At 76.5% G+C, this 17180-nt stretch carries 15 protein-coding genes; 7 read left to right on the forward strand and 8 right to left on the reverse strand.

Annotated features, from left to right (window positions below; all coding sequences use genetic code 11):
* Positions 1-36 precede the first annotated feature (36 nt).
* Positions 37-417 (forward strand): Rv2175c family DNA-binding protein, encoded by a 381-nt coding sequence (locus ACFYON_RS00075; protein ID WP_354870075.1) that lies wholly within the window; start codon positions 37-39, stop codon positions 415-417.
* Positions 418-520: 103 nt separating this feature from the next.
* Here ACFYON_RS00075 and ACFYON_RS00080 read toward each other — a convergent pair whose 3' ends face one another.
* A complete protein-coding gene (locus ACFYON_RS00080) occupies positions 521-1603 on the reverse strand; it encodes a polyprenyl synthetase family protein (RefSeq protein ID WP_354870077.1) in 1083 nt (360 codons plus the stop codon).
* Positions 1604-1666: 63 nt separating this feature from the next.
* Entirely contained in the window at positions 1667-3028 is a 1362-nt protein-coding gene (locus ACFYON_RS00085; protein WP_387189865.1) for a helix-turn-helix domain-containing protein, read from the reverse strand.
* Between the two features lie 228 nt (positions 3029-3256).
* Here ACFYON_RS00085 and metF point away from each other — a divergent pair, with 228 nt between their 5' ends.
* Complete coding sequence (metF, locus tag ACFYON_RS00090) at positions 3257-4174, forward strand: methylenetetrahydrofolate reductase [NAD(P)H] (protein ID WP_354870083.1); 918 nt, start codon at positions 3257-3259, stop codon at positions 4172-4174.
* Positions 4175-4218: 44 nt separating this feature from the next.
* Positions 4219-4908: a CDP-alcohol phosphatidyltransferase family protein gene (locus ACFYON_RS00095; RefSeq protein ID WP_354870086.1), complete on the forward strand. Its 690-nt coding sequence runs from the start codon at positions 4219-4221 to the stop codon at positions 4906-4908.
* Positions 4909-4954: 46 nt separating this feature from the next.
* Here ACFYON_RS00095 and ACFYON_RS00100 read toward each other — a convergent pair whose 3' ends face one another.
* From ACFYON_RS00100 to ACFYON_RS00125, 6 genes are read right to left on the reverse strand one after another with little or no spacing between them, the layout of a single operon-like run.
* On the reverse strand, positions 4955-6442 hold the full coding sequence (locus ACFYON_RS00100; RefSeq protein ID WP_354870089.1) for a phytoene desaturase family protein: 1488 nt from the start codon (positions 6440-6442) through the stop codon (positions 4955-4957).
* A gap of 12 nt (positions 6443-6454) precedes the next feature.
* Positions 6455-7582 carry a glycosyltransferase family A protein gene (locus ACFYON_RS00105; RefSeq protein ID WP_354870091.1) on the reverse strand — a complete coding sequence of 376 codons (1128 nt, stop codon included), beginning with the start codon at positions 7580-7582 and terminating at the stop codon, positions 6455-6457.
* Complete coding sequence (locus tag ACFYON_RS00110) at positions 7579-8382, reverse strand: carotenoid biosynthesis protein (protein ID WP_354870092.1); 804 nt, start codon at positions 8380-8382, stop codon at positions 7579-7581. The genes ACFYON_RS00105 and ACFYON_RS00110 overlap by 4 nt, the downstream gene beginning before the upstream one ends.
* Before the next feature lie 56 nt (positions 8383-8438).
* The gene (locus ACFYON_RS00115) at positions 8439-8993 is read right to left on the reverse strand and encodes a GNAT family N-acetyltransferase (protein WP_354870095.1); all 555 of its coding nucleotides are present in this window, start codon (positions 8991-8993) and stop codon (positions 8439-8441) included.
* Complete coding sequence (locus ACFYON_RS00120; protein ID WP_354870098.1) at positions 8990-9718, reverse strand: monooxygenase; 729 nt, start codon at positions 9716-9718, stop codon at positions 8990-8992. The genes ACFYON_RS00115 and ACFYON_RS00120 overlap by 4 nt, the downstream gene beginning before the upstream one ends.
* Positions 9715-10203 (reverse strand): YbaK/EbsC family protein, encoded by a 489-nt coding sequence (locus ACFYON_RS00125; RefSeq protein ID WP_354870101.1) that lies wholly within the window; start codon positions 10201-10203, stop codon positions 9715-9717. Before ACFYON_RS00125 ends, ACFYON_RS00120 begins: the two co-directional genes overlap by 4 nt.
* A gap of 522 nt (positions 10204-10725) precedes the next feature.
* Here ACFYON_RS00125 and ACFYON_RS00130 point away from each other — a divergent pair.
* The 4 genes from ACFYON_RS00130 (at position 10726) to ACFYON_RS00145 (ending at position 17166) form a co-directional block, all read left to right on the forward strand.
* Positions 10726-11229, forward strand: a complete 504-nt coding sequence (locus ACFYON_RS00130) for an SAV_6107 family HEPN domain-containing protein (protein ID WP_354870103.1) — start codon at positions 10726-10728, stop codon at positions 11227-11229.
* Positions 11230-11368: 139 nt separating this feature from the next.
* On the forward strand, positions 11369-12130 hold the full coding sequence (locus tag ACFYON_RS00135) for a hypothetical protein (RefSeq protein ID WP_354870104.1): 762 nt from the start codon (positions 11369-11371) through the stop codon (positions 12128-12130).
* Positions 12127-13797 (forward strand): DNA polymerase Y family protein, encoded by a 1671-nt coding sequence (locus ACFYON_RS00140; RefSeq protein WP_387320407.1) that lies wholly within the window; start codon positions 12127-12129, stop codon positions 13795-13797. Before ACFYON_RS00135 ends, ACFYON_RS00140 begins: the two co-directional genes overlap by 4 nt.
* A gap of 18 nt (positions 13798-13815) precedes the next feature.
* Entirely contained in the window at positions 13816-17166 is a 3351-nt protein-coding gene (locus ACFYON_RS00145; RefSeq protein WP_354870109.1) for an error-prone DNA polymerase, read from the forward strand.
* The last annotated feature ends 14 nt before the right edge of the window (positions 17167-17180 follow it).

Raw genomic sequence — 17180 nt, forward strand, 5'->3', positions numbered from 1 at the left:
GCACCGGCCCCGGCGGTCACGTGGCAGGGTGGTCGGGTGACCGATTCCGTACCCACCGAGACCGGCCCCGACCTGGCCGGACCGGCCGACCCGGCCGGCTGGCTGACGCTGCCCGACGTGGCCGAGCACCTGGACCTGTCGATCAGCAAGGTGCACCAGATGATCCGCGATCGCGAGTTGCTCGCGGTGCGCCGCGACGGCGTCCGCCGAATCCCGGCCGACCTGGTGGCCAACGACACCGTGCTCAAGCACCTACCCGGCGTGCTCAACCTGCTCGCCGACGCCGGGTACGACGACGAGGAGGCGCTGCGCTGGCTCTACCGGGAGGACCCCGCGCTTCCCGGCACCCCCGCCGTGGCCCTCGGCGGCGACCTGGCCCGAGAGGTCAAACGCCGAGCCCAGGCAGCGGCCTTCTAGCCCACCGCCCCGCCTGACCTCGTCGATCATGAAGTTGGCGGCACGATCGGAGATCGACTTCGCCGCCAACCTCATGATCGACGCCCAGAGGTCAGCCTCAGCCTCAGGCGGGGCGGCGGGTGGCGGCTATGGCGAGGTCGACCAGGGCCTGGTGCGCCTCGGTGTCCAGGTCGACAGCGGTGAGCGCGGCCAGGGCGCTCTCGGTGAGCGCGGTGATGTGCCGTTCGGCCCGCTCCAGCGCGCCGCTCGTGGTGATCAGCTCGCGCAGCCGGTCCACCCCGGCCGCGTCCAGGTCCGGTACGCCGAGCCCGGCCAGCAGCGCCTCCCGGCCGGCCGGGTCGAGCTTCTCCAGGGCCGCCGCCACCAGATACGTCCGCTTGCCCTCGCGCAGGTCGTCGCCGGCCGGCTTGCCGGTGCGCTCCGGGTCGCCGAACACCCCCAGCACGTCGTCGCGGAGCTGGAACGCCTCACCCAGCGGCAGCCCGTACGCCGAGTAGGCGGCGTGCACCTCGGCCGGCGCGCCGGCCAGCGCGGCGCCGAGCAGCAGCGGGCGCTCGACCGTGTACTTGGCCGACTTGTACCGGGCCACCTTGGCGGCCCGGTCCAGCGAGGTGTCCCCGGTGGCCTGGGTCAGCACGTCCAGGTACTGCCCGACGGTCACCTCGGTGCGCATCTCGTCGAAGACCGGCCGGGCCCGGGCCACGATGGCCGGCGGCAGGCCCGAGGAGTGCAGCAGCTCGTCGGACCAGACCAGGCAGAGGTCGCCCAGCAGGATCGCGGCGGCGTCGCCGAAGGAGTCCGCGTCGCCGCCCCAACCGGCCGCGCGGTGCCGGGCGGCGAACCGCCTGTGCATCGCCGGCTCGCCGCGCCGGGTGTCCGACCGGTCCATCAGGTCGTCGTGGATGAGCGCGCTGGCCTGCACGAACTCCAGCGCGGCAAGGGTGGCGACCACCTGGTCGGAGTCTACCCCGCCGGCGCCCCGGTAACCCCAGTAGCCGAACGCCGGGCGTAGCCGCTTGCCGCCGCCGAGCACGAACGCCTCGATGGCCTCGGCGACCGGCAGCAGGCCGTCGTCGACGGCGGTCAGCCAGCCGCGCTGGCCGGCGAGGAACTCGGTGAGCGCCTTGTCGATCCGTTGGCGCAGGCCGGCACGGTCGACGGGGGATACGGGAGCAGCGTCGGTCACGCCACGACGCTAGCGGTTCACACCCGATATCACCGCGCCCGGCGTCCCGGCGTGCCTCGTGGCTCACCGGCCCGGACGGTCCCGCCGGTGGCGCGGCACGCCGGCCGGCAGGTACGGGCGGGCCGCCGTGAGCAGTCGCGCGTACCCCCGGGTGGCCGGACCGGGCGCGGCGTGCGCCAGGCCGCGGCGGAACGCGGTGAGCTGGCCGACGGCCCGGGGGGAGCCGGACCGGACCGCGTCGAGCAGCGCCTCGCCGGCCACCGCGCACGCCTCGGGCACCGCACCCAGGCCCAGGTGCCCTCGGGCCAGCCAGGCGCCGTACACGGCGGCCCGGCGTGGACGGTCACGCGCGCCCACCACCGGCGTCAGCAGTGGCACGGCGGCGGCCGGACGGCCCTGCGCGACGAGCGTGCGACCGGTCATCGCCGCCAGCTCGGCCGCGTCGAGCCAGTAGAGCCAGGGCGGCTCCCGGCCGGGCTCCGGCGTACCGGCCCGATCCGCCCCGGCCAGCGCCCGCCCGGCGGCGCGGGGACGCCCGGCGAGCGCGGCGGCGAGCGCGACCCGGTGCAGCAGCAGCGCCCGCAGGCCGGGCGAGGCGGTGGCGCGGCCGGCGGCGTACCCGATCCGGGCCAGGACCAGCGCGCCGGCCGGGTCGCCGGCGCCGGCCAGCAGGTGACTGGCGGACGCGAGCACGTGCGCGGCCAGCGGCGGCTCCCCGGCGGCCACCGCCGCCCGCAGCGCCAGCCGGTACGCGACCAGGCCCCCGCCGAGGTCGCCCGCGTCGGCGGCCAGCCAGCCGGCGAGCTGCGCCGACTCGGCGAGCGCGGGGAGCATCGCGCGCCGGCCGGCGGGCCCGGCGCGACGGTAGCCGCGGACCGCCCGCCGCAGCCGGCGGGCGCCGTGCCCGGCGAGGTCCCCGCCGCCGAGCAGGTCGTCCCAGCGCCGCAGCGTGGCCAGCGTCACCCCGTCCGCCGGGTGCCACCCGTCCCCGGTGTGGCGGGCGTCGTCCGGCTCGGACGTCCCCGGTTCGCCGTCCGCCCCGGGCCCGGCGAACGGACCGGCCAGCGTGCGGCCGTCCGGGTCGGCGGCCCAGCGGTACGCGAGCGTGAGCAGGGCCAGCCGGGCGCGGGACCCGGCCGGGTCCACCGCCGCGGGCGCCACGCCCAGCCGACGGCTGCGGGCGGCGGCCTCGGCGATCAGCTCACCCGGCACCCCGAGGACGGTCGCCAGCCAGGCCGACCAGAAGTCGCCGGGAAGCCGGAGCTGGCGTTCCCAGCGGGACACCTCGTGCCGGGTCAGCGTGGGCACACCCGAGGCGGCGGAGAGTTCGGCGGCCATCCGCTGCTGGCTCCAGCCACGGGCGGCCCGCAACTGGGCCAGCAGCGGCCCGAGCAGGCGCGGGCCGGGCGGCGGGGACGGGATCATCGGAAACCTCCGGAGGCGACGGCGCGGATGGCGACGTGGACGCCCGGCCAGGTGGTGGCGCCGGCACGTCACCGTCGTGACGACCCCCGCGCGGGCCCCCGGGACGGCCGCCGGCGGCCCCTCCGCGCTGCCGTAGTTCTACCCCGGGGGTACGACGACGGGCCGGGCAGGTGTTCGCGGGCTGGGAAGATTTCCGGTACGGCGTGCCGTCCCGGTTACAGTCGGTCCGTGGCGCTCGGTCTTCCCTCGGTCCTTCCCAATCCCCAGCCGGCCATCGGGGAGCTGATCCGTGACGGCCGGCCCACCTTCTCCTTCGAGTTCTTCCCGCCGAAGACCCCGGCCGGGGAGAAGCTGCTCTGGCAGGCCATCCGCGAGCTGGAGTCGCTGCGTCCCTCGTTCGTGTCGATCACCTACGGCGCGGGCGGCTCGACCCGCGACACCACCGTTGCGGTGACCGAGCGGATCGCCACCGAGACGACGCTGCTGCCGATGGCGCACCTGACGGCGGTGAACCACTCCGTCGCCGAGCTGCGGCACGTGATCGGCCGACTCGCCTCGGCCGGGGTGCGCAACGTGCTGGCCGTGCGGGGTGACCCGCCGGGCGACCCGGGCGGCGAGTGGATCGCCCACCCCGAGGGCGTCCGGTACGCCGAGGACCTGGTCCGGCTGGTCCGCGACAGCGGCGACTTCAGCGTCGGCGTGGCCGCCTTCCCGTACAAGCACCCGCGCTCGCCGGACGTGGCGAGCGACACCGCGCACTTCGTCCGCAAGTGCCGGGCCGGCGCGGAGTTCGCGATCACCCAGATGTTCTTCGACGCCGACGACTACCTGCGGCTGCGTGACCGGGTGGCCGCGGCCGGCTGCGACACGCCGATCCTGGCCGGGGTGATGCCGGTGACCCAGATCGGCACCATCGAACGGTCGGTGCAGTTGTCCGGCGCGCCGTTCCCGCCGGCGCTGGCGCAGCGATTCGAGCGGGTGGCCGACGACCCGGAGGCGGTCCGCCGCCTCGGCGTCGAGCAGGCGAGCGAGATGTGCGAGAAGCTGCTCGACGAGGGTGTGCCGGGGATCCACTTCATCACGCTCAACCGGTCCACGGCCACCCGCGAGGTGTGGCAGCGGCTGCGCGACGCGGCACGGGTGTGACCACCGGCCACACGACACCCGCGCCGTGCTTCTACGGTTGATCCGTGGTGGGCACACAGCTGAACTGGGACCAGTACGCGACGGCATGGGCACGGCTGCACGGCGGCTTCGATCCGCGTACCGCCGCGCCGGTGGTGCGCGCCTGGCTGCGCTTCGCCTACCACGTGGGCTACGTGCTGGGCCGGCTGCGCGTCGGCCCGACCCCGGTGACCGTGTTCGGGGTGCTGCTCTGCTTCTGCGTACCGCTGCTTGTGGACCGGCCCGGCGACGGACCGTTCCTGGGCGCGTTGTTCGTGCTGCTGGCGGCGGTGGCCGACAGCGTCGACGGCGCGGTGGCGGTGGCCACCGGCCGCACCACCCGGCTGGGCTACGTGTACGACTCGGTCGCCGACCGGCTCGGCGAGGTGGCCTGGCTGATCGCGTTCTGGCTGCTCGGGGCGCCGGGCGCGCTGGTGGCCGCGGCCGGCGGCCTGTCCTGGCTGCACGAGTACGTACGGGCGCGGGCGGTCTCGGCCGGGATGCGGGAGATCGGCGCGGTGACGCTGGGGGAACGGCCGACCCGGGTCTCCGTGGCCCTGGTCGGGCTGCTGGTCGCCGGGCTCACCGGCCTGATCGACGTCGACCTGACCGCCGGCACCATCACCATGGCCACCACGGTCTGGGTGCTGCTGGCCGGATTCGGCCTCGGCCAGTTGCTCTCCGCCGTCCGCCGCGCCCTGGTCGACGCCGGCTGACCACCGCGCCCGCGCGGTGGTCAGCGGGTGTCAAGAAAGGGCCCCCTCACCAGGCCGGGCCGACCGCCTCGGCGACGATCTCCGCGGACAGCGTCACCATGGGCAGCCCGCCGCCCGGGTGGCTGGAACCGCCGACCAGCCAGAGCCCGGCCGCCGGACCCCGGTTGGCCGGGCGCAGCAGCCCGCCCGCGGTGCCGTAGATCGCCCCACCGGGCGCGCCGGTGGCCGCGTCCAGGTCGGCCGGGGTGCGGATCTCCCGGAACACCAGCCGGTCCCGCACGTCGGCGCCGCGCTCGGCCAGCACGTCGAGGATCCGGTCCGCGTACGCCTCGGCCAGGCCGGGCCGCCGCCAGTCCACGGCGCTCGGGGCGGTGCCGTGCCGGGGCGCGTTGACGAGCACGAACCACGCCTCGTGGCCGTCCGGGCGGACCGCCGGGTCGTCGGCGGCGGTGACGAACACGGTCGGGTCGGGCGCCGGGCGGGCCCGCACCCCGCGACCCGGGTCACCGAACACGGCGTCGAACTCGGCGTCGTAGTCGCGGGGGAAGAAGACGGTGTGGTGGGCCAGCCCGGAGTCGCCGCGTACGCCCAGCAGCAGCACGAACCCGGCCAGGCTGCGGTCGGTGAGCGCGGCCAGCCGGCGCGGGTCGGGCAGCAGGTCCCGGTAGACGGTGAGCGCGTCGACGTTGGCCACCACCACGTCGGCGGGTACCGGCACGGCCGACCCGGCCACGCGTACCCCGTGCACCCGCCCGCCCGCGGCGTCGATCCGGGTGACAGCGGCGTCGGTGCGCACCACCACGCCCAGGTCCAGACAGCGCGACAGCAGCGCGTCGGCGAGCGTGCCCAGCCCGCCGCGCAGGTACCAGCCGCCGTACGCCAGCTCGGCGTAGGGGACGGCGACGAGCGCGGCCGGGGCGCGGCGCGGGTCGGCGCCGGTGTACGTGGCGTACCGGTCCAGCAGCATCCGCAGCCGCGGGTCGGACAGGTGGCGGCGGCCCAGCCCGCGCAGGCTCCGGCCGGGGCCGATGGCGGCCAGGTCGCCCAGCCGCCAGGCCAGCGCGGCCAGGTCGCGGGGCGAGTCGACGGTACGGCGCAGGATGTCCCGGTGTGAGGCCGCCCACACCCGGTCGGCGCGCCGCCACAGGCCGCGCCAGTCGGCGGCGGACCGGTCGCCGAAGGCGGCGCCGATCCGGGCGGCGAACTCGTCCGGGTCGGCGCAGGAGTCGAGAGTGGGCCCGCCGCCGGGGAAGACGTGCCGCACGATCGGGTCCAGCGGGACCAGGTCCAGATATTCGTCGAGCTTCGCCCCGGTCGCCTCGAACAGGTCGTGGAAGACCTGCGGCAGGGTGAACAGACTCGGCCCGGTGTCGAAGTGCCACACCCCCTCCGGGGTGTGGTGGGTGTACCGGCCGAGCTTGCCCCCGACCGTGCCGGCCCGTTCGAGGACGGTGACCTCGTGCCCGGTGACCGCGAGCCGGGCGGCGGCGGCGAGCCCGCCCACCCCGGCGCCGATGACCACGATGCGCGCCATGGCGTGCCCCTCCTAGGTGACCGGGCGACCCCGCCAGGTGAGCCGGCGCCGCTTCCGCAGATGGTACGACCGGACGGTCAGCCAACCGAGGACCACGACCGACACGGGGTGGCCCAGCGCGTCGGGCCACGCCCGTCCGCCGGTGGCGCGGGCGCTGACCACCCGCCCGGCGACACCGGCCAGGTAGGCCAGGAACGCCACGGCCGCCACCGCCGGTGCGCCCGCGAGCAGCGCCCCGACGGCCAGCAGCGGCGGCGCGACGTAGAGCGCGAACAGCAGCGCCAGCACGGCCGCCGCGGCGGTGGGATGCCCGAACGTCGCCCACAGCGACTTGGTGTAGCCGTCGCGCAGCTGCGGCCAGGTGTCGTACATCCGGCAGGACGCCAGCTTGGATCCGTCGGCCAGCGCGATCCGCCCGCCGGCCCGTTTCACCGCCCGGGCCAGCTCGATGTCCTCCAGCACCTTGTCGGCCACCGCCGCGTGCCCGCCGGCCCGCAGGTAGCCGGCCCGGTCCACGACCAGGAACTGCCCGCCCGCAGCGGCCAGCGAGGGCCGCCGCGAGCGTTCCATCGCGCGCAGCGGCAGGAACGTCAGCCACAACCACTGCAACAGCGGCTGCACCAGCCGGTCGGCCGCCGTCCGCACCACGATCCGGGGGTACGGCGACAGCAGCGCCGCGTCGGCCGCGCGCAACTCGGTGACCGCCGCCGCCACCGCGTACGGGGTGAGCACCACGTCCGCGTCGACGAAGGCCAGCACCGTCGGCTCCGGGGCGGTCCGGGTGGCGAGCTGCCAGCAGGCGTGCGGCTTGCCCAGCCAGTCCGGCGGCGGGGCGACGCCGGTGAGCAGCGTGACCCGGGGATCGTCACCGGCCACCGCGCGGACCACGTCGGCGGTGCCGTCGGTGGAACCGTCGTCGAGCACCACGATCCGCAGGTCCGGCACCCCGCGCTGGGCCAGCAGCGCGCGCAGGCACGGGGTGACCCGCTCGGCCTCGTCGCGCAGCGGCAGCAGCACCGCCACCGGCTCGGTCACCTCGGCCGGGCCGGTGGCCGGGCGGCGCAGCCAGGCGAGCGCGTTGACGAGCGTGTGCGCGGTGAGCGCGGCGACCGCCACGGCCAGCGCGAGGGCGGCGATCATGCCGGGGCGTCGACGCGCGGCGCCGGCGCCGGCTCGGCGGCCCGGTCCCGGCGGGCCCGCCACAGCGTCACCGCCAGCGGCACCGCCGCCACCGCCATGCCGGCCGCGCCCCACAGCGCCGACGCCGGCAGCCGCAGGAACACCGCGTGCGCCAGCACGCTGGAGGCGTACGTCCAGAGGTAGAGCGCGAACATCGGGGCGTCCCGGCCGTCGACCCGGTCCACCGACGGCCCGGCGAGCGGGCGCAGCGCGACGGCCAGCAGCACAGCGAAGCCCAGCCAGCCCAGGTAGTTGCTGACCGGGATGCCGGGCAGCCCGGGCAGCGCCGGGGTGGCGTCGCGCCAGGTCCAGTAGCCCTCGGCCACCATCTGCGGGTCGAGGAACAGGTCCCAGGCGGCCAGCCCGACGGCCGAGAGCGCGATTCGCGCGACCCGGGAGCGGACCAGCCGGACCGCGGTGAGCCATGCCGGCCAGGCCATCCAGGTCCAGGCGAGCGGGATGATCAGCGGCACCCCGGCCAGCTTCGGGCCCAGCTCCCCGGAGTAGTCGTAGGTGCCGAACGGGAACCCGGTGGCCACGCCGATCGCCTCCACCGCGAACCCGCCGCCGGTGACGACCGCGACGAGCGCGGCGGCGGTACGGGCGCCCCGGGTGAGCAGCGCGTGGCCGACCGAGAGCAGCCAGCCGAGCACCACCGTGGCCACCGTGAGCCCGGCCCGGGTCGCGCCGCCGGTGAGCGGATAGCAGATCTGGGCGAGCACCAGCACGGCCAGCAGCGCCCAGGGCAGCCGAGCGCTCACGGTGCCCTCTTTCGTTCGCGACTGCGGGGCTCGCAGGCCCGGCTCACTCCTCGCGCTCACGGGGCGTCCGGCGGGGGCAGCGGCAGGTCCCGGCCGAGCACGCCGAACGGCCGCTCGTCGCCGGGGAAGTGGAAGTGGCGCAGGACGTCGACGAAGCCGAACCGGCGGTACAGCCGCCAGGCCCGGGACTTCTCCTCGTCGGCCTCCGGGGTGGAGAGCAGCGTGGTGTCGCCCTCGGCCACGGCGAGCAGCGCGCGCAACTGGCGGGCGCCCAGGCCGTGCCCCTGCGCGGGCGGGCGAACGTGCAGCTCCACCACCTCGAACGGGTGGGTCAGCCAGCGCTGCCGGGCCTGCGCGTTCAGCGCCCGGTGCACCTGGTCGTGCCACCACTGCCCGGTGGCGCCCCGGTAGCCGTACCCGAAACCGGCCAGGTGTCCCTCGTTGGTCAGGCTGGCGACGGCGCGGAAGCCGGGGCGGCGTACGTGGGTGGCGATGTAGCCGCGGCGGGCCTCCAGCAGATCGGGCCGGTAGCCCATCGCCTCGCCGTAGACGGCCACCACGTCGTCCAGCCGCCGGACCAGGTCGTCCGGGGTCCACCGCACCAGCCTCATGAGCGCCCTCTCACCGTCTCCGGGCCGCCCTCGGCGGCCCAGCCGAGCACCGTACGGTCGCCGACCACGTCGCCCACCGCGAACCGCGCGAACAGCTCCTCCGCGTACCAGCCCTCGGTGGGGGTGCGGGTGATCGCGGCGCGGTGCTCCGGGGAACGGTACGCGAACGCGACGAGGTCCGCCGGGTCGCGCCACACGCTCACCGTGCCCTGCCAGCCCAGCGGCGCCTCGCCGACGCCGAACCGGGCGAGCAGGCCGGGCGAGGTGTGCAGCGCGCCGGCGACCGGTGGGATCGCGCGCCAGAACGTGGCCGCCCGCCGGGCCCGCAGCCGGGCCCGGGTCAGCGCCAGCACCGGCCCGGTGACCCGCCCGCCGGACGGCGTGCCGAACGGCTCCCGGCCGGACCATCGGCCGCGGCTGGTCAGCGGGCGCAGGTCCACCCGTACCGCGGCGCGGGCGATCCGGGCCCAGGAGCGGGCGACCGGGGAGGCGTCGAAGCCGGCCGCGTCGGCGGGGGAGTCCCAGACCACGAGCGCGGCCCACCGGGTCAGGTCGGCGTCGCCGGGGCCGAAGCCGGTGCCGGTCCCGGTGCCGAGCAGCTTGGCGAAGCGGACGCCGGGTAGCCGGCGCAGCCGGGCCGGGTGGGTGGCCATCCGGGTCAGCACACCGGGTACGGCCCGCCGGGGCACACGCCACACGTGCAGCGTGACGAGTTCGGGGTTCACGCCACCTCGGCCGGGGTGCCGGTGGTGATCCGCAGCAGTTCCGCGTACGTGGTGGGGAACACCGCCCGGGGCACGCCGCCGGCCGCCCACACCTCGTCGTACCCGGCCAGCGCGGTGTCCACGACGGTGCGCAGCGGCGCGGGGTGGCCGACCGGGGCGACGCCGCCGATCACCTGCCCGGTGTGCCGCTTGACGAACTCCGGGGTGGCCCGGCGCAGGTGGGTCACGCCCAGCGTGGCGGCCAGCCCCGCGGTGTCCACCCGGTGCGCGCCGGAGGTGAGCACCAGCAGCGGCGCGTCGTCCGCGTCGAAGATCAGCGAGTTGGCGATGGCGCCGGCGGCGACGCCGAGCGCCTCGGCCGCCGCGGCGGCGGTGTGCACCGCGTCGGGCAGCAGTCGGACCAGGCTGGCCTCGCCCGATCCGTTCCGCGCGCCCGCCTCGTCGAGCGCGCGCTGCACCGCCTGCACGTTCGGGTGTGGCTGCATCCCCCCATTCTTCCCCCACCCGCGCGCGGGCCCGCCGGGGGCCGTTGTCCTCCCGTGCGTCGCGGCGCGTCACACGTTGCGTTTTCGTCGGTGGGGAGGTGTACTGTCAGGGTAGTTAGAACGAGTGTTCGATTCGGCTCGCAGTTTGATTCGGTTCAACGGCAAGCGGCTCAGCTCCCCGGCTGGCCCGGCCTGATCCGAGCCGGTCGCGCACCCGTCGAACGCTCCGGAAGCGGTGTTTCGCGGCACCGGCTTCCGGGAGGTGCGGCACCGCGGGCCGCACCGGGTCTCGGACAGTCGCGAGTCCGGGCCCGTCAGGCAGGTCGTCGTCCGCCGCCCACGACCCCCGGGCGGCGGACGACGGACCCGCCGGCACGCCGGCCGGGTGTGGGTGTGGGGAAGCGTCCACATCCGGCCGGCCGCCACAAGGTGCGTCTTCCTCCGCACCGACCGCTCCGGGCGACCGGGCGACGTTCCCCGTCGCCCGAGCGCCCGCCCCGGCCACACGCGGAGGAGAGACCCATGCCGACCAGTCCGGCCCAGGCGCCCACGGTGCCCGCGCACGTGCTGCCGCACCGCACCCCCACCCAGTTGCTCGCGGTGGCCCGCGACGGGCTGGCCGAGGCCGCCCGCACCCGTCCCGACGGCCTCCGGTACGCCGCCGCCCACCTCGCGGCGCTGCGCGCCGCCGCCGCCGTGCTCGCCGCCCGCGCCCGCCCCGCGCCCACCCGCCGGAACCGGATCACCAGCGTCTGGGTGCTGCTCGCCACCGTCGCCCCCGAACTGGACGAGTGGGCCGCCTACTTCGCCGCCGGCGCGAGCAAGCGGGCCGCCGCCGAGGCCGGCATCCCCCGCGTGGTGACCGCCCGGGAGGCCGACGACCTGCTGCGCGCCGCCGAGGAGTTCGTGACGGTGGTGGAGACCGCGCTCGGACAGGCCCACCAGCCGGTGCTCGACGGCCTGCCCCGCCCGCTGCGGCGCGGCGTCTCCGACACCCCGCCCCGGCCCGGAGCAGCAGCCGCCTGATTCGTGGCGCCCGGCCACCACCGGCGGGACTCCGGGTGGCCGGGCGCCACGCCCCGGCACACGCGTGCCGCGCACGACACGATCCACAGCACCATCCACGGGTGAGGCCCGTGGCGAAACACGACGGGGGGTTGGTCCGATGGCGGGCCGCATGGTGGTCGGTTCCGCCGCCCTGGCCGACCTGGTCCGTCCGGCGAGCACGCCCGACCCGGCCGGCGGCCACCGGGTACTGCCCGTCCGGGCCGAGCTGACCGGGCTGCTGCCCAACCGCGGCCTGCGGCGTGGCAGCACCGTAGCGGTCGGCGCCGGCCGGCCCCGGCGCAGCGGCGCCACCTCGCTGATCCTCGCGCTGCTCGCCGAGGCGTCCCGGGCCGGCTCGTGGTGCGCGGTGGTCGGCGTACCCACCTTCGGGGCCGGCGCGGCGGCCGAGGCGGGCATCGCCCTGGACCGGCTGGCCCTGGTGCCCGACCCCGGGCCGGAGTGGCCCACAGTGGTCGCCGCGCTCATCGACGGGGTCGACGTGGTGGTCACCGCCGTGCCGGCCACCGTCTCCGCCTCGGTCGCGACCCGGCTGGCCGCCCGCGCCCGGCAGCGCGGAAGCGTGCTCGTCCCGTACGGCAGGTGGGACGGCGCGGACGTCACGCTCCAGGTGGTCCGGGGCGTCTGGCAGGGGCTCGGCCCCGGTCGCGGGCGGCTGCGCCGCCGCGAGGTGACCGTCTCGGCCCGGGGCCGGGGCGCGGCCGCCCGCCCCAAGGAGATCAAGGTGTGGTTGCCCGGCGACGAGCTGACCCGGGTGATCCCCCACTCGGTCGGGCTCGGCGCCCCGTCCGCCGCGCCGTTGCGCCGGCTGCACGTGGTCGCCCCACCCGCCCGCACGCTCGCCGCTGCCGGTCCGGCGTGAGCGGCGTACCGCAGCGGACGCTGCTGCTCTGGTGCCCGGACTGGCCGGTCCTCGCCGCCGAGATCGTCGACGGGGTGCCCGCCACCGACCCGGTCGTGGTGCTGCACGCCAACCGGGTGATCGCCTGCTCCGAGCGGGCCCGCGCCGAGGGGATCCGGCGCGGGCTGCGCCGCCGCGAGGCGCAGGGGCGCTGCCCGCACCTCACAGTGGTCGACCACGACCCCGCCCGGGACGTGCGCGCGTTCGAGCCGGTGGTGGCCGCCGTGGAGGAGGTGGTCGCCGGCGTCGAGGTGATCCGGCCCGGCGTCTGCGCCACGGCGGCCCGGGGGCCGAGCCGCTACCTCGGCGGCGAGGAGGCGGCGGCCGAGCGGATCGTGGAGCACGTCGCGCAGAGTTGCGCGGTGGAGAGCCAGGCCGGCATCGCCGACGGGGTGTTCGCGGCCGGGCTGGCCGCCCGGGAGGGGCGGATCGTGCCCCCCGGCGGCACCCGCGAGTTCCTGGCCGGCCGCCCGGTCGAGGCGCTCGGCCGGCCCGCCCTGGCCGACCTGCTGCGCCGGCTCGGCGTACGCACGCTCGGCGACTTCGCGGCGCTGCCGGCCGGGGACGTGCTGGCCCGGTTCGGCTTCGACGGGGCGCTGGCGCACCGGCTCGCCGCCGGCCGGGACGACCGTCCGCTGGCGGTCCGGCAGCCGCCCGCCGACCTGACCGTCACCGCCGACCACGACGAGCCGATCGACCGGGTCGACGCGGCCGCGTTCGCCGCCCGCACGCTCGCCGAGCGGCTGCACGAGCGGCTGGCCGGCTACGGGCTGGCCTGCACCCGCCTCGGCATCGAGGCGGTCACCGCGCACGGCCAGGAACTGCACCGGGTCTGGCGGCACGATGGCCTGCTCACCGCCGCGGCCATCGCCGACCGGGTCCGCTGGCAGCTCGACGGCTGGCTCTCCGGCAGCAACGGCCGGGGCGGGACGCGTCCGGTCCGGCCCACCGCCGGGATCGTCCGCTTGCGGCTGGTGCCCGACGGGGTGCTCGCCCAGGCGGGCCTGCAACCCGGGCTGTGGGGGGAGACCGGAGAGGAGCGGGAGCGGGCGCACCGCGCGCTGAACCGGGTGCAGGGCATCCTCGGCCCCGAGGCGGTGGTCACCGCCGTGCTCGGCGGCGGACGTTCCCCGGCCGACCAGGTGCGCCTGGTCCCGTGGGGCGACGAGCGGGTGCCCGCGCGCCCCGGTCCGCCACCCCTGCCGCCCGCCGCACCGCCACCGGCACCGGCGTCCCCGGCCGTCGTACCCGCTGGGGGTGGTGCGGGGCGGCGGACCGGGCGGGGCCGGGCGGTGGCCGCGCCGCCGTGGCCGGGCCGGATCCCGCCACCGTCACCGGCCGTGGTGCTGCCCGCCCCGTTGCCGGCCGACGTGCGCGACGCGGCCGGGGAGCCGGTCGTGGTGAGCGCGCGGCTGACGGTCAGCGCGGCGCCGGCCCGGTTGACGGTCGGTGACGGGCGCCCGGCCGAGATCACCGGCTGGGCCGGGCCGTGGCCGGTGGACGAGCGCTGGTGGGCGCCGGCCGAGGCGTGCCGCCGGGCCCGGTTCCAGGTGTGCCTGGCCGACGGCGCCGCGCTGCTGCTCGCGGTCGAGGGCGGGCAGTGGCTGGTGGAGGCGATCTATGACTGAGCGCCGGGGGAGCGCGGGATGAGCTTCCACAACCCGAAGATGCCGTGGTCGAAGCTGGAGCAGGTGCTCTCCGGGCGGGCCAAGGGCGAGCGGCACCTGCACGTGGTCGACCCGCTCGCGGTCGACGCCGACGGCGGCGACTCACCGGCGTGGAGCCGCAAGCGCCAGGAATACCGGTCGCCGGAGCTGGTCCGCCCGGACGGCGTCGTGCCCTACGCGGAGCTGCACGCGCACTCCAACTTCAGCTTCCTCGACGGGGCCAGCCACCCGGAGGAGCTGGCCGAGGAGGCGGCCCGGCTCGGGCTGACCGCGCTCGCCGTCACCGACCACGACGGCTTCTACGGCGTGGTGCGCTTCGCCGAGGCGGCCCGCGCGCTGCGGCTGCCGACGATCTTCGGCGCGGAACTGTCCCTCGGGCTGCCCGGCCCGCAGAACGGCGAACCCGACCCGCTCGGCCGGCACCTGCTGGTGCTCGCGCACGGCCACGAGGGGTACGCGCGTCTGGCCGCCACCATCTCCCGGGCCCAGCTGCGCGGCGGGGAGAAGGGCCGCCCGGTCTACGGCGAGCTGGAGGAGATCGCCGCCGAGCTGCGCGACCACGTGCTGGTGCTCACCGGCTGCCGCAAGGGGCACGTGCCCGCGGCGCTGCTCACCGAGGGCGTCGACGCGGCGGCCCGGGAGCTGGACCGGCTCACCGCGTTGTTCGGCGCGGAGACGGTGGCGGTGGAGCTGACCGACCACGGCCACCCGGTCGACGCCGACCGCAACGACGCGCTCGCCGAGCTGGCCGCCACGGCCGGGCTGCCCACGGTCGCCACGAACAATGTGCACTACGCCACCCCGGGCCGGCGTCGGCTGGCCACCACCGTGGCAGCGGTCCGGGCCCGGCGCAGCCTCGACGAGATCGACGGCTGGCTGCCCGCCGCGGCCACCGCCCACCTGCGCAGCGGCGCGGAGATGGCGGCGCGGTTCGCCGCGTACCCGGGCGCGGTGGCGCGGGCCGCCGAGTACGGCGCGGAACTCGCCTTCGACCTTCAGCTCGTGGCGCCGAGGCTGCCGGCGTACCCGGTGCCGCCCGGGCACACCGAGATGAGCTGGCTGCGCCGGCTGACCATGGACGGCGCCCGCGAGCGCTACGGGCCGCCCGAGGCGCACCCGGAGGCGTACGCGCAACTGGAACACGAGCTGCGGATGATCTCCGACCTCGGTTTCCCCGGCTACTTCCTGGTGGTCTACGACATCGTCGCGTTCTGCCGCGCGCAGGACATCTACTGCCAGGGCCGGGGATCGGCGGCCAACTCGGCGGTCTGCTACGCGCTGCGCATCACCAACGTGGACGCGGTCCGGCACCGGCTGCTGTTCGAGCGGTTCCTCGCCCCGGAACGCGACGGCCCGCCCGACATCGACGTGGACATCGAGTCCGACCGCCGGGAGGAGGTGATCCAGCACGTCTACGCCCGCTACGGCCGGGAGCACACCGCCCAGGTCGCCAACGTCATCTCGTACCGGCCCCGGTCGGCGGTGCGGGACGTGGCGAAGGCGTTCGGTTTCTCGCCCGGCCAGCAGGACGCCTGGAGCAAGCAGATCGACAGGTGGGGCTCGGTCGCCGCGGTCGACGTGGCGGACATCCCGGAGCAGGTGGTCGCGTACGCGAACGAACTCCAGACGTTCCCCCGGCACCTGGGCATCCACTCCGGCGGCATGGTGATCTGCGACCGGCCGGTGATCGAGGTGTGCCCGGTGGAGTGGGGCCGGATGCCCGGGCGCAGCGTGCTCCAGTGGGACAAGGACGACTGCGCCGCCGTCGGCCTGGTCAAGTTCGACCTGCTCGGCCTCGGCATGCTGTCGGCGCTGCACTACGGCTACGACCTGATCGGGTCCCGCCTCGACCTGGGCGACATGGACCTGGACGACCCCGAGGTCTACGACATGCTCTGCCGGGCCGACTCGGTGGGCGTGTTCCAGGTGGAGAGCCGCGCCCAGATGGCCACTCTGCCCCGGCTCAAGCCGCGCGAGTTCTACGACCTGGTGGTGGAGGTGGCGCTGATCCGGCCCGGCCCGATCCAGGGCGGCTCGGTGCACCCGTACATCCGGCGCAAGAACGGCCAGGAGCCGGTCACGTACGCGCACCCGCTGATGCGCAACGCGCTGGAGAAGACGCTGGGCGTGCCGCTGTTCCAGGAGCAGCTCATGCAGCTCGCCATCGACCTGGCCGGGTTCGACGCGGCCGGCGCCGACCAGTTGCGCCGGGCCATGGGGGCGAAGCGCTCGGTGGAGCGGATGGCGCAGATCGCCGACCGGCTCTACGCCGGGATGGCCGAGCGGGGCATCAGCGGCGAGCTGGCCGACGACGTCTACCGCAAGCTCACCGCGTTCGCCAGCTACGGCTTCCCGGAGAGCCACGCGATGAGCTTCGCCTATCTGGTGTACGCCAGCTCGTGGCTCAAGCGCTACCACCCGGGCCCGTTCCTGGCCGCGCTGCTGAACGCCCAGCCGATGGGCTTCTACTCGCCGCAGACGCTCGCCGACGACGCCCGCCGGCACGGCGTCGAGGTGCGCCGGCCGGACATCAACGCCAGCGGCGCCAAGGCGGTGCTGGAATCCACGGCGGAAACCAGGTGGGGCAGCGTGCCCGGAGAGCCGCCGCACGCCTGGGGACTGGGCGGCCCGGCGGTACGGCTCGGGCTGGGCAGCGTCCGTACCCTCGGCGAGGACGTGGCCGAGCGGATCGAGGCGGAGCGGGCGGCGCACGGGCCGTACCGGGACATGCCGGACCTGGCCCGCCGCGTCGGTCTCACCGCCGCGCAGCTGGAGGCCCTGGCCACCGCCGATGCCTTCGCCTGTTTCGGGCTGACCCGGCGGCAGGCCCTCTGGGCCGCCGGCGCGGCGGCCCAGGACCGGCCCGGCCGGCTGCCCGGCACGGTGACCGGCGCGGACCCGCCCACCCTGCCCGGCATGGCCGCGGTGGACCGCCTGGTCGCCGACGTCTGGGCCACCGGCCTGTCCCCGGAGAGCCACCCGGCGCGGTTCATCAGGGATCGCCTCGACGCGCTGGGCGCGGTGCCGATCGCCCGGCTCGGCCAGGTGCCGCCCGGGCAGCGGATCCGGGTCGGCGGGATCGTCACCCACCGGCAGCGCCCGGCGACCGCCGGCGGCGTCACGTTCCTCAACCTGGAGGACGAGACCGGGATGCTGAATGTCACTTGCTCCCCGGGGCTGTGGCAGAGATACCGTCGAATCGCCCGTACCAGCGGAGCACTCGTGGTGCGGGGCCGGCTGCAGCGGCACGAGGGCGTCACGAACCTCACCGCGGACCGGCTGGACTCGATCGAGCCCCCCGTCACACCGGCATCCAGGGATTTCCGTTGATGGAGTGATCCACA

The organism is Micromonospora sp. NPDC005686, from assembly GCF_042871665.1.
GTDB lineage: Bacteria > Actinomycetota > Actinomycetes > Mycobacteriales > Micromonosporaceae > Micromonospora.

Excerpts from the sequence above, each read along its gene's own strand:
- ACFYON_RS00135 (WP_354870104.1), top strand. The coding sequence starts at position 11,369 with ATGGCGGGCCGCATGGTGGTCGGTTCCGCCGCCCTGGCCGACCTGGTC.
- ACFYON_RS00125 (WP_354870101.1), bottom strand. The coding sequence starts at position 10,203 with ATGCAGCCACACCCGAACGTGCAGGCGGTGCAGCGCGCGCTCGACGAG.
- ACFYON_RS00100 (WP_354870089.1), bottom strand. The coding sequence starts at position 6,442 with ATGGCGCGCATCGTGGTCATCGGCGCCGGGGTGGGCGGGCTCGCCGCC.
- ACFYON_RS00105 (WP_354870091.1), bottom strand. The coding sequence starts at position 7,582 with ATGATCGCCGCCCTCGCGCTGGCCGTGGCGGTCGCCGCGCTCACCGCG.
- ACFYON_RS00115 (WP_354870095.1), bottom strand. The coding sequence starts at position 8,993 with ATGAGGCTGGTGCGGTGGACCCCGGACGACCTGGTCCGGCGGCTGGAC.
- ACFYON_RS00145 (WP_354870109.1), top strand. The coding sequence starts at position 13,816 with ATGAGCTTCCACAACCCGAAGATGCCGTGGTCGAAGCTGGAGCAGGTG.
- ACFYON_RS00130 (WP_354870103.1), top strand. The coding sequence starts at position 10,726 with ATGCCGACCAGTCCGGCCCAGGCGCCCACGGTGCCCGCGCACGTGCTG.
- ACFYON_RS00085 (WP_387189865.1), bottom strand. The coding sequence starts at position 3,028 with ATGATCCCGTCCCCGCCGCCCGGCCCGCGCCTGCTCGGGCCGCTGCTG.